The following is a 15070-nucleotide window of genomic DNA, read 5'->3' on the forward strand; positions in this document are numbered from 1 at the left end:
TAGGAGAATGTCGTCATGTCCAAATCCCGGTTCGATTTAGAAGAAATCATAGATTTGGAGAAATGGGAGATGCTGCAGGATTCCTTATCGCTTGTGACCAAAATGGCGATCCTAACGGTCGATTACAAGGGCGTTCCCGTGACCAAGCACAGCTACTGCCAGCCTTTCTGCCAAGGCGTGCGCCAGGATGGCCATCTCTCGCAGTATTGCCAAAAATGCGATGCGCGAGCCGGCATTGAAGCGGTTCGCCAGAACAAACCATACATCTATCTGTGCCATTTTAACATTATCGATATCGCCATTCCGATCATCATCGACAACCAATATCTTGGCGCGATCATGGCCGGACAGCTCAAGCTCCGGGAGCCTGACGCGCCGATGCTGGAGCAGATCGTGTCCCGGCCGCCCAATGTGGAGTCCAACCGGAAGTTCAAGGAACTCGAAGGGGATTACAACGCCCTGCCAGTCCTGTCATACGAGGAAGTAACGAGGTGCGTGGATCTGCTGCTGCAATTGAGCACGTATATCGTGGAGGAAGCCATTCAAAAGCATACCACGGTGGATATGTACAAAAAAGTGCTCACGTCTAACATGGACGCGCCAGCGTCCGTTGAAACGCTGAACGAGTCCGATCTCGCGGTCCGCAGCATTCAATCCATCCAGCAGGAGCTGTCAGGAGCGCTGATCGACACCAAATTGAAGAATGGCGCTGGGCGGTTTGCCTCTTCCAATCCGGCGCTTCAGCCCGCGTTTGACTATATTTTTGCGCACAAGCATGAAAATTTCAACCTGAAGGAGATGGCCAAGCTGTGCCATATCAGCCCCAGCTATTTCAGCCGTATCTTTACGAAAGAAACTGGGGAGAATTTCTCCGTCTTCATCGCCCGGCTTAAGATTGAATGGGCCAAGCAGCTGCTGGAATCCACCGATTCGCCGATCCATCAAGTGAGCGATGATCTAGGCTTTTGCGACACGGGCTATTTCATCAAAACATTCAAAAGATTCGAGAACCTCACCCCGGCCGTGTACCGGAACATGTATGCCGGGATATCCGCGAAGTAATCGTTCCAGGCTGTCGACCATTCATGTAAAAATCCCTTCGTGCATGCACCAAGGGATTATTGCGATGACCGTTATCCGGCCAAGCCCCGTTAACGGATCTGGTTCTGATTCCGGTAGTCATCCACGACAATGGAATATAATTTCAGATCTTCATGTTTGCCTTTCACGAATATCGACTGTCTTATGATTCCCTCAAAGGTCATGCCGGCCTTTTCCATCACTCTGGCTGATCCTAGGTTTGACGGTAGACAGCTGGCTTCGATTCTAACCAGCTTCATTCGTTCAAATCCATAAGAGATGATGGTCCTGATCACTTCGGTCATGTAACCACGATTCCAATAATCCTTGGACAAGGCATATCCCAGTTCTGCTTTGTCATGATGAACGTTCCAAGCCATAAATCCTGAAGTTCCGATGACCCTTCCGGTTTCTTTGTCCACGATCCCCCACGGGGCCACGGCATGATGGTCGTATTTTTGCATCACCTTGTTTAGATAATGGCGGGTATCTTCCATCGTTTGATGCGTCGGCCAGGAGGTATATCTCGATACCTCATCATCTGATCCGTAACGAAAGATATCCGGCTCGTCCTCGCTTCTTAATTTTCTTAAAATCGTTCGGCCTGTTTCTAACGTTGGCAGATCCGAGAAGATATCCTCTATCCGCATGTCCCTCATCCCTCCAATGCCTTCAAAATATCCTTTATCAATAATTCCGGCATCACATCACGATTGAATTCGTTCAAGCTGATGATGCCGACTTCCTTCCGATATTTAATTGTATCTATTTCAGGGTGACTATCGACGGGTATCGTTCCTAGAACAATCCGGCGATTACTAATTATCTCTTGTACCATGCTTAGAAAAGAGGCAGACAGCATTTGCATAAATCCCAGTTCGTCAATGACGATGATTTTCTTGGAGGACAAGGCTTCCCTTAATTTATGAATAGCAAAATCCTCGAATTTCTCAACATCTACGCCGTACCTGCCAACTCGAATATGGCTGGGACTTTCCACATTCGCAATCTCTACGCTTTCTCCATCAACAGCCACGCATCTGAAACCGATTCGATCGCCTGCCTTCGTTATTTCCTCCGTATAAAAACCGCTGCAAAGATCAGGACCGACGAGATGTATGAGTTTCTTGATCATGGTCGTTTTGCCCGTCCTCGGCTTCCCCGTGAGTAAAAATGCCGTTTTGGCATTCAGCGGTTTCCCGTCCAATCTGGACAGCAGCTTATACTGAGGCGGGTTCAAATCCCAAGTCTCATAAGGGACCGAACGCTCTGCACGGATGGCGTCCAGCGTGCGCGATTGAATGTGGGGCCTTTGTATGTATTCATCCAGGTTGGTATCTACCAAGTCTACGAATTTCGCTTCCACAATTTCTTCCGGTTGAATGGTTATTTCTCCGCTGACGTATTCCGCATGAAAAACGACGGACAACACGTGCAGCCTCTCATTGTAGTAGACTCCTGAAATGCCTAAAGGGCGTATAACCACGCCCGTCTCCTCCAGAAACTCCCGGCACACCGCTTGATCCAGCGGCTCCCCGGCATCAACGAAGCCTCCAGGCAGTTCCCACGTATCCGAACGCAAATGCGTCCGAACCATCAGCACATGTCCGTCTCTATTCTTCACTAAAGCTGAAACAGCAACCAAATGCTTTGACTGTTCAAACATCGATTAACACCGCCATTTCCATGTTTTATCTATCATTTCAATGACTGATCAAGTGAAGAATTCGTTTGAACCGTTTTTTTACTTTTCCATCATTATACATTATATTCCGATCTCCAGCATTTTCGCCCTCACATTCTCAACCCTGCGATCCATATCCGTTCCGTCGTACTTGGGAAGCTTGAGTTCACTGACCATATTCCCGTCGCGCATAAACATAATGCGCTCCGTCCGGGCCGCCACGTTAGCGTCATGTGTTACAAGCATGACCGCCGTGCCTTCCGCGTTGATTTCGAAGAAAATGTCCATGATTTCCTGCGCGGATTTGGAGTTGAGCGCGCCCGTAGGCTCATCGCCAAAAATGATTCTCGGGCTGTTCATCAGCGCCCGGCAGATTCCCGCACGCTGAAGCTGTCCTCCCGAAACCTGAGCGATGTCTCGCTTTTCCAGCTCTGCGATTCCCACCCTGTTCATAAGAGCTCTTGCTTTTTTCGTTATGGATGCAACGTTTTTTCGTTGGTCCCGCATGGATGGAAGAATGATATTATCGAGGATATTGAGGTTTTTCAGCATCGTTGGCTGCTGGAAGACAAACCCCATATGGGTCCTCCGTATATCTGATAGCTCATTCTCCGAGGCTGCCGATAAATCCTTGCCGTCAAACAAGACCGTTCCGCCATTCACGCCATCCGTCCCGCTCAATGCAAACATGAACGTTGATTTTCCCGAACCCGAAGGCCCCATAACCGAAACGAACTCGCCCTCGTGAATGTAGGCGGACACGCCGTCCAGAACACGGCGCCGGTCATCACCTTCGCCGAAAGATTTTACGATATCATCACAGATAATCAACTTCTTCATAGGTTACTCCTTCATATGTTCGGATATTTTGATTCGTCCCGCTCCAGAAACGCCGATCACGGTTGCGATAAGCACCGAGCCGATCATCAACATGGGGCTGAACAGATACGCCGAAAGCGGATCGATCGCAAAATGAAATGTCGACGCTCCAAACGAGGAAATTGCGGCACCTGCAAGCATCTCACCGACCGTGTTGGCCAGAAGCGTTCCAACCATGATGCCGACAATCAGAACAAATACCGAACGCGAGACATACTGTACCTTCATATCCGAGTTCGTAAAGCCAAAGGCTTTCATGACGGCAATCGCATGCCGGTCCTTGGCAACCAGCATTTTCATAAACAGCAAGGTAACGAGAACCGCTATAATCAGCGCAACCGTAACGGCAGCGTTGGAGGCCGTTTTGGCGGAGCTTATGGTTGAGCCGAACGTCTGCGATACAAAGTCGTCAATGCCCGAGATCTTTGCATAATCGAACCTCTCCGCATAGGCGGAGACCTTCTCACGGACAAGCGTTTGATCGGTTAGCTCAGCGCAGACGATGCTCCACATCGTGTCCGCCGTATCATCGGTGAATACTGCCTTTGCGGTTTTGCCGCCGTTGGTAATGTCGGAGTAGATGCCGCTTACCATGAGGGCTTTCGCCTTCCCCTCGATCACCACCGTGATGACATCGCCGACCTTTTTGCCCAACTCATCGGCGTTTATCGCCGAAAGCGCAATTTCTCCTTCTGCGGGTGCTTTGCCCTTGGCATATGCTATAGGGAATACCTTATGGTCCCCAAGCTCGATTTTGATATTTTCCTCCGTCCCGTCTCCCGCTTTGATTTTGAATGTTTTGGTTGTAAGGACGGCTGTCTTTGTAATGGCAGGGTCGTTGTTCATCGTTTGTAAAATCTCGGCCGTTTTTTCCGACATTTGCCCGGTCTGCTGAATGTCAACCCGCATGTCGTAGCTCCCGATGCCCATATATTGAATAAAGCTTTTGGACGAGATCGTGTTGTGCAGGTTCTGCGGTACGATCATGATAAATGCCGAGATCACTATGACCGTCAGGCTTGTAGCGTAAAGTCTTTTCCTGGCGAGAACGTCTTTGATCCCGAGAAAAACATTGGTGCTAAACAGCCTGTTTGCGCTCAGATTAAAGCGTCCGGCGCCCGTGTTTTTCTCGGGTGAAGTGCCAAAGCGTATCGCTTCTGAAGCCGATATGGTCCGAAAGCGATTCAGAACTCTGCTTACATAGGCGATGATCGCTAGGAAGACAAGCAGTATGCCGAAGAGTCCGAACGGCAAGGCATAAGAAGCATGGCTGCTTTCTCCCATGTAGAGACGTATGTTCTCAAGAAGCAATCCTTTGAAAGGCACCGAAAGCGCAAAGCCGAGAATACTGCCTGCCGCGGTAATCGCAGCATATTTCGCGAGATAGATCTTTTTTATATCGGAAACACGCAGCCCTATCGCTTTCATGACGCCGATTTCACGATAATCGTCTTCGATTTTGGCTAAGAGGGTAAAGCGTATGCACATCAGAGATATCGCTACGACAAGAATGCTAACGAGAAGGATAACGCCGATCATCATCCCGTCGGAAAGGGCGTTCATCATTTGGAACAGCTTATAGGTAACCGTAGGTCCGTTCGCTTCAAGACCCGCGGAAGCGTAGTCTGCTTCAAATGCGCCTAGCTCCGATAAATCCTTCAGTCTGAATTCAATCAGATACTCCATACTGCCAAGATTTCTGATTTCCGCGTAATCCTTTGCGCTGACCAGAAATCGCTTGGAGGCGGAGAGCGTGGAATTCATCTGCGAATCGCGTAGGAATCCCGCAACGGTAAATGCCTTCCCGTTGATCACCGCCATGTCGCCAACCTTGGCCGTGCCGTCCCTCATATAGCTTAAGGGCACATATAATTCGCCGTCTTCTGCGTGAATGATGTTTCCATTAAGATCAAGCAGATAGTCGAATTTCTTGCTCTGTAGGCTGAATCCGTTATCCTGGACGCTATTCGCAAGCGTGTGCTCTCCTAACGTAATCCGTGCGCCGTCTATGTTGAGAAATTCAACTACCTGATAATCTTCCACATTGCCTTGCTGCTTGGCAAAGGCTGCTAGCCGCGCCGTATCAATGTCACCCGAATGCATTTGCATAAAATGCGGGGTTTTTGCCTGCATCATGAGTGTATGTACCGCTCCGGATAAATTTAAAATGAGCACGGCTGCGAGCGAAACCAGCATCGCTGCAGCCGCAACGAAGATTACGGTCATCAACGTGATCCATTTGCTTTTGGATATATCCCTTCGGATGATTCTGAAATACATAAGGCCCCCCTGTGTTCAAGCATTTTAAACGATGTCAACCATAACAGCTTACCTAAGATGATGAGGAGAAAGGACTGCTTCTCTGCCGTCGCCCCTGCTGATGAACTTTCCCGCTGATTCATGCTTGGCCGCTTTCATCTCCTCCACCAAACATCCCCATAACGTCCATCAGGCTTCCGCTTTCTGCGCCGAGCAGCCTCTCGACGTTGCAAACAAAGGCCAGAACTCGCTGCCCTCGCTCCTCGTCCGTCATCGTAACCAAATCTTCATCAAAAACGGTATTCGCATAGATCACCACCATTTCCATGCATTCATACGGGTACGGCGTGCTGAACAGCCCCTGCTCGATGCCTTCGCGGATGATGTCCGTCAGGATCGGCGGAACACCGTTAATAATGACCTTATGTATCTTTTGATGCATGAGCGCATTCTGAGGCTTGTGAATATGCTCCATGATTTCCTTGCTGCTCTCGCCATCGTCGCTTATGTTCAGCGCCATCACAACACGAATGATGCGTTCGATTACGGGTATGCGCTTGTCCAAGGCAATGGCCTGTGCCCGATCCAACAATCGGACGGCATACCGGTCAATCAGCGCATCCATGATATCCTCCTTCGACTTGAAGTGATGATACAATGTCCCGCGCGCAATGCCGACCTTTTCGAGAATATCGTTGGTGCTTGTGCCGTCAAAGCCCTTCTGACCGAAAAGGACATCCGCCGCGTCAAGGATTTCATTCTTGCGTTCCTCCGCTTTTTTTACGATTCGCATGCTCCCCCTCCTTCCCTAGACCGACTGTCTGTCGGTAATATAATATCATGCCGCGTTCCGTTGTCAATACCGTTGTTATCTGAAAAATAAAAAGCGGCTCATCCCCTAATGAGGGATGAGCCGCTTTTTTGATTTGTGCTCCTGATTTTTCTAATATTGCTACTCTTATCTTATTGTCTTATGACGAGGATGTCTTGAGGCGGTCTGGCCGTGCTTTGAATTCGGGTTATTTCCGCGTCCGTAAGGTTGCGTCCAACCACAATGAACGAAGATGTCACGTTGTTGAAATTAAAGTTTTCCAAGTTCGCTACGTTTTGGCTTCCTCTAAACACACGGAACGATCCCTGAAAGTTAATTCCCGAGAACAATACAAGCGTTACTTCAGAGCGCTCCACTACATTGCGGAGCCGAAAACTCGAAAGAACGTTGTTAAACCGAAATGCTCCGAGGTCACGAACCGCAACGCCTCCTCGTCTGAAGAGAATCCGACGAACGGAAAAATTAGTACCTGACCAAAGCGCAAGACGCACATCACGATTTGCCATCTATATCACTCCTTAGCTGGGAATGATATAGTATATTGCCAGAGTTATAGAATGGTAAAAGACAATAATCCCCGTTAAATCGTTTGTTTTTCGGATGTGCCGCTGATCCAGTTTTTGATTTCAACCAGAGTCCTTAGCTATTCTCTGATAGAAACTCTTCCCTCAACAGACCATAATGCACAAGGTCTTCATATTCGTCCCACTTTTTAACATGTTGTCTTAACAGTCCTTCATACTTCATTCCTAGCTTTTGCATGACCTTACCCGAAGCAGGATTATTCCCCAAATGACGTGCAAAAATGCGGTTTAAACGCATTTCTTCAAACGCATATGTTACGATCCCTTTTGCCGCTTCCGTACAATAGCCATGATTGTTGTATTTTCTCCCAACCCAATATCCAAGCTCACCATGATCAAAATTTCGGTTGCAGCCTATACTGATTGCGCCAATGACGTAATTCTCTTCTTTATGTACAATAGCTAGCTCAAGGGATCGATCTTCATTGAAATTAGCAAGATGGGACTCTATCCATTGTTCTGCCATCCCATCCTTGTATGGGTGCGGTATATATAACGTCGTTTCTGCTATATACTTATCGCCAGCCAGTTCCTGTACAACTTTTGCATCCTCTAAACTGAACGGCCGCAAAATCAGCCTTTCTAATCGAATCGTCGGTAGTTTCTTCATCCATGTCTCCCTCCTTCTTTCGGCAATCGAATCGTAAACGTTGCTCCTTGCGAAGGCAGGCTCTCGACTGTGATGGTGCCGTTATGGGCTTGAATCAGCTTGTAGACGATGGCCATTCCCAGTCCGGTGCCCTCAGAAGCAGCATCCGTCGTGGTTCCGCGGTAATATTGCTGGAACAGATGCGCTACCGTGTCGGCCGTCATGCCTATGCCATTGTCCGTAATGCGGATGGCGGCAAACTCTTCTGCGTCCGTGATCCGGACGAAAATCTCCGTAAACTCCGGATTATGAAGTATAGAGTTCATCATGATATTTTGCAGGATGCGCTGCATGTATTTCGCATCAAAATCCACGTGCATGGCAGACAAATCCGTTTGAAAATGCAAAGGGTAGTTGCTTGCATGCGGATTGTTGCTGATATCGGCTACCACCCTTTTGGTGAACTCGACGATATCCTGATTCGCCTTCTGTAACGGCAGCGCGCCATCAGCCCGGTTGAGCTGCGTAACGAGGCTTAAATCCTGAATCAATTCCTCCATATGCTTCCCTTTATCGTCCATTTCCCGGATGAAAGAGATCGTCTCTTCCTTAGACCATTCGTACTGCTCATTCAATAAGAGAGCCGAATAGCCCTTAATATAGGTTAGAGGCGTTTTCAAATCATGGGATATCCCCGCGATCCATTCCTGTTTCGCCTGTTCGATTCGGGTTCTTTCCGCTTCGTTCGCTTGCAGGGTGCTGCCCAAGGACTGGAGATGCTGGAGCACCTCCTGATAAAGGCGATACCGCATGCGCAGTTTTCCTGTTCGTGTAACCATGTTGGATATATAGACAGGCTGCTTGTAATCATCCTTCGAGAGCTTTTGAATCCAGGTCATAATGAATCCGATCGGGCCGCCAAAATACCATCCGAACACAGCTATGCATAACAGCGTGCTGGCTCCGAAGATCACTCCTACAATAAGTCCTTCATTATCCACAGTGATATGAATACCCAGCATGGGAAGAATGCCTTCAAGCAGAATAACAAGTAGCATACCCGTTCCAAGAAGCCACAGGATGAGCCCTAACGCCAAATGTATCGTGAATCGAGTTTTTATTCGCATGCCAGTGCCTCATTTGGGGGGATGAATTTATAACCGATTCCCCTTAAATTCACAATAATTGCGGGTTTGCGGGTATCATCGCCTATCTTTTTGCGCAGCTTGGAGATATGGATCGTGACCGTTTTTTCTTCCCCGAACACGTCATTCCCCCATACCAGCTCATAAAGCTGAACCGTTGTGAAGATATGATTCGGATGCTTGAAGAAGAAATGCAGCAGCTCCAGCTCCTTGGCCGTGCAATCTACAGGTTGGCCCTTCACGATTAACGTTGCCGATTCCGGATGATATGAGAGGTGCCCGTAATCGTATGCCGTGTTTTGTTGAAGTGCGTTCTCCATGATCCTTTGCCTGCGAAGAATCGCCTTGATTCGGGCAATGACCTCCAATGGATTAAATGGCTTTGTAATATAATCGTCCCCGCCGATGCCTAGCCCCGTTAACTTGTCGAAGTCGGTAGAGCGCGCGCTGATGAAAATGATTGGCGCATTCGTATGTTTCCGGATCTCCGTGCACAGTTCAAAACCGCTTAGATCCGGGAGCATAATATCAAGCAGGATCATGTCATATGATTTTTCTTTGACGCGCTGCAGTGCGCCTTTTCCGGATGAGACCGTGTCAATATGCGTAAAGTTTTCTTTTCGGAGCGTAATCTCCAATAACTTCAAAATACCAATCTCGTCATCGACGACCAATATGGTTGCAGATTCCATTGCTATCCTTCCCTCGTTTCAAACTAATCCTGAACATGTATTTCTATCTTACCTTATTTAATCGTTTACGAGCTTAGGCTATGTCAAATGTTACGAGTTTTTTCCGCTCCGTTTACTTTATTTTTACTTTCGTTCCTTAAGCTAAGTGAAGCACATCAATCAGAGAGCGGGAGGAAATCAGAGTGGAAACCATGATTCAAATCCATCAAGTAAGCAAGGTATACAAGGGTACAGAAACCATTACGAACGTCAATATGAACGTCCGAAGAGGGGAAATTTACGGATTTTTGGGTCCGAACGGTGCCGGGAAAACCACCATTATGAAAATGATCTTAAACCTGGTCAAACCGTCTTCCGGTGAAATCCGAGTATTCGATCAACCGGTTCTCCCCACATCCGTTCAATATCTAAAGAGAATAGGCAGCATTATTGAATATCCCGTGTTTTACGACCGGCTTACGGCCGAAGCCAACTTGGATCTTCATTGCAGATACATCGGATATCACAATAAGCCTGCGATTAAGGAAGCGCTGGAGATCGTAGGCCTTCACGGAGTCGGGAAGAAGAAAATCCATGAATTCTCGCTAGGAATGAAGCAGCGCTTAGGGATTGCACGGGCCATTGTGACGAAACCGGACATCCTCATTCTCGATGAACCGATCAACGGACTGGATCCGATCGGAATTAAGGATATTCGGGAGCTCTTACTGCTATTCAAGAAGAACTACGGAACCACCATTCTCATATCGAGCCATATCGTGTCGGAAATCGAATCGGTTGCCGATACGATCGGCATTATTCATCAGGGGCAATTGTTAACGGAAGTAAAGATGGCGGACATCCGGGGACAGCATGCCGGGTCGTTGGAGGCGTATTTCATCAATCTCGTTCATGGAGGCAAACGCTATGCTTAAATTGATACAGCTGGAATGGCAGAAGAATAACCTGCCCGGATATTTCAAGGGAATAGCCATTTGCATTGCGGCTATTTTCGCCGCCGTTACGCTGATGGCGCTGGGTTCCAAAGGGGAAAACGAACCCATGAGTTATGCAGATTTCATATCGTTATCAGGTGTTTTGATTCGAATCACCTATATCATTTTCTCGAGCGTTATTCTGTCCCGTTTAGTGATTGACGAATACAAGAGCAGCATGATCCAAGTGTTGTTCACCTACCCGCTGCAGCGAAAGAAAATCATTCAAGCCAAGTTGACGATTGTGTTTGGGTTCTGTTTTTTCAGCATCATCATAACCACGTTCATCATCCATCTGTTAACGTACCTCTTGAATCCGATGATCGGTTTATTTGACGCGCCTATTCCTGTCGCAGCCATGATGGCCGCTGTTCCGGCCACGGTGCTAAACGCCTTTATGATGGCCGGCATCAGCCTCATTCCGTTATCGTTTGGCATGAGAAAAAAATCGGCGCCTTCCACGATTACTTCAGCTGTCATTATTGGATTCTTGATTAACGCATCGGTGTCCGACGGGGGAAGCTCGTCCAGCTTGTTCCAATTCGTCGCCATCCCGATTGTTCTCTGCCTGCTTGGCCTAATCCTTGGCTATCTTGCTTTTAACAAAGTGGATCGAACCGATGTAGCTTAAGATTGATGCAATCTTCCTTTGAAGCCAGCCTTATCGAAGAAATCGAAATCCATAAGGAAAACGAAACGGACTATTGCCGGCAAGCCCTAGCCAGGGAAAATCCCTTGGAGCCGCACGGCAATAGCTGTTTATTCCTTTTGGATGTAACGTTCTCACCAGACCTAAGGTGTTAAAAGTCCAGCGTTAAGGATGCGAAGACTTCTTCGAGTAGACTTCCAATGCCCGTATGACGACATCTTCATGGATCCCGCTCATCGTATGTATTCGTTCTGCCCATTCCCCGATATCCTTCAGCTGAGGCTCCGTTATTCTGCCTTCCTTGGAACTTAGGAAGCTTTCGTAATGATCGAATTCCCAATGGAGAACCTCTTGATCCGTAAAAATCCGCTTTTCTACAAGCGGATCGCTGAACAGGCGCTGCGTTTTTTGCCCGGCGATGATCAATGCCTCATCGGATACGGGCGTCAAGTCGAATGTTTGGCTGCTTTCCTTCCCGTTTGGTCTTCCGTAGGTTACCAAGAGACGGTTCGCTCGGGTGTTCAGTTTAATCCGTGAACCTGGAAAGAAACCATCGACAAATTCTTCCGTATACGCTTCATGACCCGGTTCCAACAAAATGGGCTCAATCCATTGATCTCCAAGATCGCAGAAATATTTATTGCCCTCTTCGTTGACGGCGACCACGGCGACATGCAAATGCTCCGTTAGCACTCCATAACAGGGGCGTTTGTTCTGTCTGAATTCATCGATTAACCAAATCGCCAAATCAAAACAATTGCCCGACGTTCCATATAATGCCCGATGCTCTTTCATGACATCCGTTGTTCGTTGTTTGCATTCAGGGTCTATTAAGCTGTGCCAGGCTTTCGTTAAGGTTTCCATCGGAAAATCGTTGAACTTCCTCCATACCTGCATGATATCTTCAGTGGCTCGCATATTCCTTCCTCCCTTCACGGCTTCTGTCATCAATGATACATGTTCGGGCATCCTTCCTATTCTTTCGGATAATAAATTTCCGTTACGCCATTCGGCTGCAAGGTGTCGTTAAAGGTTTCAAATCTTGCCTTGGCGGCATTAACGCCATATTTGCTCCGATGATCGGTTTCGCAGAAATACTGCCAGAATGAACAAATATGTTTCTCCTCAAACCGGAAAACCTCGTATTCCTCTTCCGGAAGATTCAACGATACCATGCCCTCCGGGATCTCCCCGATACGACTTACCATCAAGGCTACCGTCATCCTCGATCCGTCATCATGGATCACCATATACGTATTCGGATCCACAGTTTGATGCTGTATTTCGTCTCTTCTGGATCTAAGGGTTGCAAACAAGCGCTGTTCGTCCTCATAGGATTGCGGAAGCTCATTCTGAACGCCGATTAACCATCGGTTGCCTAAGCGTTCTCTTCGAACCGACCACAGGTCTTCCATATGGACTTGGCTGATCTCCGTCATTTCATATCCCCTTTCTAATTCCAATTAGCTGCGCATTTCAGTTTCGGGATCCTTCCATTCTGCAAAAAAGTCACACCTTCGCTTTGTTGTAGTGGGATCATTTCACATAACGTTCCCTCGTCTACGAAGTGACCCGGTCTTAGATAACTCATATCTTAGGCCGGGTCTATTGTTGTCTGATTATTCTGTTATGCCTTACTCTCTGATATTATTTATTCGTTTTTATTATTCTTCGTTATGGCTATAATTTTCCTAGTACAATATACGGCTAAAAGGGCGGTCGGCTAGTCTCCCGGAAGGGAGGTGAAGCCCATGGAGGTCAAAGACGCACTTTCCTTAATGTTCATGCTCGGTATGTTCATTTTGGCGCTTCTTACCTACATGAAAAAGAAATAGACCGCCCTGCCTAAGGTAACGGTCTATTTCGACCACCACTTAGCGGCCGACTGCTCTTTATGCAGTTATTGTGCTTAGGAGTCGTGTTCCAGCACGGCTCCTTACTTATTCTTACCTCAGTATAACTCAATTTATAACGTTTTTATAGGCTCGTTTGTTTATTTTTATTAATATCTTGGCTGTCTGGTGCTGTAAACTTATTGGTTGATTTGGCCGCCATCCACGGTATAAATGGATTGCGTTACATAGGACGCATCATCAGATAGCAAGAAAACGGCTACGTTCGCTACCTCTTCCGCTTCCCCGTATCGTCCGAGCGGAACGGCGGCGCCGAATGCTTTTCTTGCACCTTCGGCATCCTCAGGAACGGTATTTTTCTCAATTTGGCGCATCATGCGGGTGTTGATCACGCCAGGCGCTACGGCATTCACTCTCACGCCGAACGGAGCCGCTTCTAGCGCAACCACTTTCGTCATGCCAATCACGGCATGCTTGGAACTATTGTATCCGACAAATCCGGGCGAACCGATAAGACCAGCGCCGGAGGAGGTATTCACGATGCTGCCGTATCCTTGCTTTTTCATGACGGGAACCACGTATTTCAGTCCAAGGAAAGCCCCCTTGACGTTGACATTGAAGACCATTTCAAAAGTTTCGGTCGGATAGTCCTCTACATTGGCAGTGATCCCTTCGATCCCCGCATTATTGAAAAAGCCGTCGATTTTACCGAATTTCTCGACTGTTGCATCCACATACGCTTTGACTTCCTCTTCTTTGGCGACATTAGCCTGCAGCGCAATTGCGCTGGAATCGTCCAGGCCCAAATCGGAAATCACTTGTTGGACGGCTTCCAGGTTCAGATCGACCAGCGCAAGCTTGGCCCCCTGTTCCGCCAGTTTTTGGGCGGCTGCCGTTCCGATCCCGCCTGCTGCGCCAGTAATCACAATCACTTTTCCATCAAATTTGCTCATGGTGTATGCCTCCTATAAAGATGTCATGTATGTCTAAGTTCACCCATTATTGGGCTGTATATCCGCCGTCAACCGTCAAGGTATTCCCCGTCATGAACGAGGAGTCATCCGAAGCCATGAACAGAACAGCCTTTGCCATTTCATCGGCTTGTCCCAAACGCTTCATCGGCGTGGCCGCTGCCAACGCTTGCTTGCTCTCCTCCGGAATGATTGGTGTGTCGATAAAGCCCGGGCACAGCGCATTGATCCGAATATGGTGCTCGGCATACTCCAATGCCAGGGAACGCGTCAAGTTAATGACTCCTCCTTTAGCGGCGTTATAAGCCGCTGAACCGGGCGAGCCGACCCAACCGTACATGGATGCGGTATTAACGATCGTGCCTCCGCCTGCTTTTAACATTTCACGGATAGCTTCCCGGGCGACCAGGAATACGCCGTCCAAGTCCACGTTTACGGTGTTTCGCCACTCGGAGTACTCTAGATCATGCGAAGAATGAACCCGCCCGATGCCGGCGTTGTTAAAAACAACATCCACTTTGCCAAAAGCTTCAGTCGCTTGCTTGAAGATATTGGCTACTTCTTCCTCACTGGTAATATTCGCTTTAACGAACAACGCCTCGTGATGAAGCGCCTTCAGTTCGGCTTCAAACGCCTTGCCTTTGTCCTCATTGAGATCAACAAGCACCACTTTGGCTCCTTCTTCAACGAAAAGACGTGCGGTCGCCGCACCGATGCCGGATGCACCACCGGTAATTACAGCAACCTTGTTTTGTAATTTTCCCATCTTGGATACCCCCGTATAATGGATTAAAATAGTACTATACTGATTACAATTAAATTAAGATATTAAATTTAGTACTATTTTGTTTACAATTCAATTGTACTATTCTGTTCACA

The 15070-nt window shown here is 47.9% G+C and carries 17 protein-coding genes; 4 read left to right on the forward strand and 13 right to left on the reverse strand.

The features are described 5' to 3' along the window. The first annotated feature begins 15 nt into the window (after positions 1 to 15). Entirely contained in the window at positions 16 to 1062 is a 1047-nt protein-coding gene (locus HMPREF9412_RS03820; RefSeq protein ID WP_009589856.1) for a PocR ligand-binding domain-containing protein, read from the forward strand. 89 nt (positions 1063 to 1151) lie between these two features. Here the strand turns inward: HMPREF9412_RS03820 and HMPREF9412_RS03825 are convergent, their stop codons facing one another. From HMPREF9412_RS03825 to HMPREF9412_RS03865, 9 genes are all read right to left on the reverse strand, one after another. Beyond that, positions 1152 to 1730 (reverse strand): GNAT family N-acetyltransferase, encoded by a 579-nt coding sequence (locus HMPREF9412_RS03825; protein ID WP_009589780.1) that lies wholly within the window; start codon positions 1728 to 1730, stop codon positions 1152 to 1154. 5 nt (positions 1731 to 1735) lie between these two features. Continuing rightward, positions 1736 to 2746 carry a nucleoside-triphosphatase gene (locus HMPREF9412_RS33760; RefSeq protein ID WP_009589854.1) on the reverse strand — a complete coding sequence of 337 codons (1011 nt, stop codon included), beginning with the start codon at positions 2744 to 2746 and terminating at the stop codon, positions 1736 to 1738. Positions 2747 to 2845: 99 nt separating this feature from the next. Next, positions 2846 to 3604 (reverse strand): ABC transporter ATP-binding protein, encoded by a 759-nt coding sequence (locus HMPREF9412_RS03835; protein ID WP_009589999.1) that lies wholly within the window; start codon positions 3602 to 3604, stop codon positions 2846 to 2848. Between the two features lie 3 nt (positions 3605 to 3607). Continuing rightward, entirely contained in the window at positions 3608 to 5923 is a 2316-nt protein-coding gene (locus HMPREF9412_RS03840; protein WP_009590029.1) for an ABC transporter permease, read from the reverse strand. 118 nt (positions 5924 to 6041) lie between these two features. Then, positions 6042 to 6695: a TetR/AcrR family transcriptional regulator gene (locus tag HMPREF9412_RS03845; protein WP_009589926.1), complete on the reverse strand. Its 654-nt coding sequence runs from the start codon at positions 6693 to 6695 to the stop codon at positions 6042 to 6044. A gap of 170 nt (positions 6696 to 6865) precedes the next feature. Next, positions 6866 to 7240: a hypothetical protein gene (locus HMPREF9412_RS03850; RefSeq protein WP_036671114.1), complete on the reverse strand. Its 375-nt coding sequence runs from the start codon at positions 7238 to 7240 to the stop codon at positions 6866 to 6868. A 133-nt stretch (positions 7241 to 7373) separates the two neighbouring features. After that, positions 7374 to 7928 (reverse strand): GNAT family N-acetyltransferase, encoded by a 555-nt coding sequence (locus HMPREF9412_RS03855; protein ID WP_009589989.1) that lies wholly within the window; start codon positions 7926 to 7928, stop codon positions 7374 to 7376. After that, positions 7925 to 9034: a sensor histidine kinase gene (locus HMPREF9412_RS03860; protein WP_009589779.1), complete on the reverse strand. Its 1110-nt coding sequence runs from the start codon at positions 9032 to 9034 to the stop codon at positions 7925 to 7927. Before HMPREF9412_RS03860 ends, HMPREF9412_RS03855 begins: the two co-directional genes overlap by 4 nt. Next, complete coding sequence (locus HMPREF9412_RS03865) at positions 9025 to 9744, reverse strand: response regulator transcription factor (protein WP_009589785.1); 720 nt, start codon at positions 9742 to 9744, stop codon at positions 9025 to 9027. Before HMPREF9412_RS03865 ends, HMPREF9412_RS03860 begins: the two co-directional genes overlap by 10 nt. Positions 9745 to 9935: 191 nt before the next feature. On the opposite strand from HMPREF9412_RS03865, the gene HMPREF9412_RS03870 reads away from it, so the two are divergent. Both HMPREF9412_RS03870 and HMPREF9412_RS03875 read left to right on the forward strand, forming a co-directional pair. Further along, the gene (locus HMPREF9412_RS03870) at positions 9936 to 10658 is read left to right on the forward strand and encodes an ABC transporter ATP-binding protein (RefSeq protein ID WP_254663999.1); all 723 of its coding nucleotides are present in this window, start codon (positions 9936 to 9938) and stop codon (positions 10656 to 10658) included. Next, positions 10651 to 11349 (forward strand): ABC transporter permease, encoded by a 699-nt coding sequence (locus HMPREF9412_RS03875; protein ID WP_009589836.1) that lies wholly within the window; start codon positions 10651 to 10653, stop codon positions 11347 to 11349. The genes HMPREF9412_RS03870 and HMPREF9412_RS03875 overlap by 8 nt, the downstream gene beginning before the upstream one ends. 183 nt (positions 11350 to 11532) lie before the next feature. Here HMPREF9412_RS03875 and HMPREF9412_RS03880 read toward each other — a convergent pair whose 3' ends face one another. After that, positions 11533 to 12285, reverse strand: coding sequence for a hypothetical protein (locus HMPREF9412_RS03880; RefSeq protein WP_009590039.1), 753 nt, complete (start codon positions 12283 to 12285; stop codon positions 11533 to 11535). Positions 12286 to 12341: 56 nt separating this feature from the next. After that, positions 12342 to 12806, reverse strand: coding sequence for a GyrI-like domain-containing protein (locus HMPREF9412_RS03885; RefSeq protein ID WP_009589945.1), 465 nt, complete (start codon positions 12804 to 12806; stop codon positions 12342 to 12344). A gap of 345 nt (positions 12807 to 13151) precedes the next feature. Here HMPREF9412_RS03885 and HMPREF9412_RS33205 point away from each other — a divergent pair, with 345 nt between their 5' ends. Beyond that, positions 13152 to 13202 (forward strand): hypothetical protein, encoded by a 51-nt coding sequence (locus HMPREF9412_RS33205; RefSeq protein ID WP_254664000.1) that lies wholly within the window; start codon positions 13152 to 13154, stop codon positions 13200 to 13202. 197 nt (positions 13203 to 13399) lie between these two features. Here the strand turns inward: HMPREF9412_RS33205 and HMPREF9412_RS03890 are convergent, their stop codons facing one another. Together HMPREF9412_RS03890 and HMPREF9412_RS03895 are read right to left on the reverse strand one after the other, a co-directional pair. Then, positions 13400 to 14173 (reverse strand): SDR family NAD(P)-dependent oxidoreductase, encoded by a 774-nt coding sequence (locus HMPREF9412_RS03890; protein WP_009589940.1) that lies wholly within the window; start codon positions 14171 to 14173, stop codon positions 13400 to 13402. 46 nt (positions 14174 to 14219) lie between these two features. Then, complete coding sequence (locus HMPREF9412_RS03895) at positions 14220 to 14957, reverse strand: SDR family NAD(P)-dependent oxidoreductase (protein ID WP_009590004.1); 738 nt, start codon at positions 14955 to 14957, stop codon at positions 14220 to 14222. Positions 14958 to 15070 lie beyond the last annotated feature (113 nt).

It is taken from the genome of Paenibacillus sp. HGF5 (genome assembly GCF_000204455.1).
Classification (GTDB): Bacteria; Bacillota; Bacilli; order Paenibacillales; family Paenibacillaceae; genus Paenibacillus_AQ; species Paenibacillus_AQ lautus_A.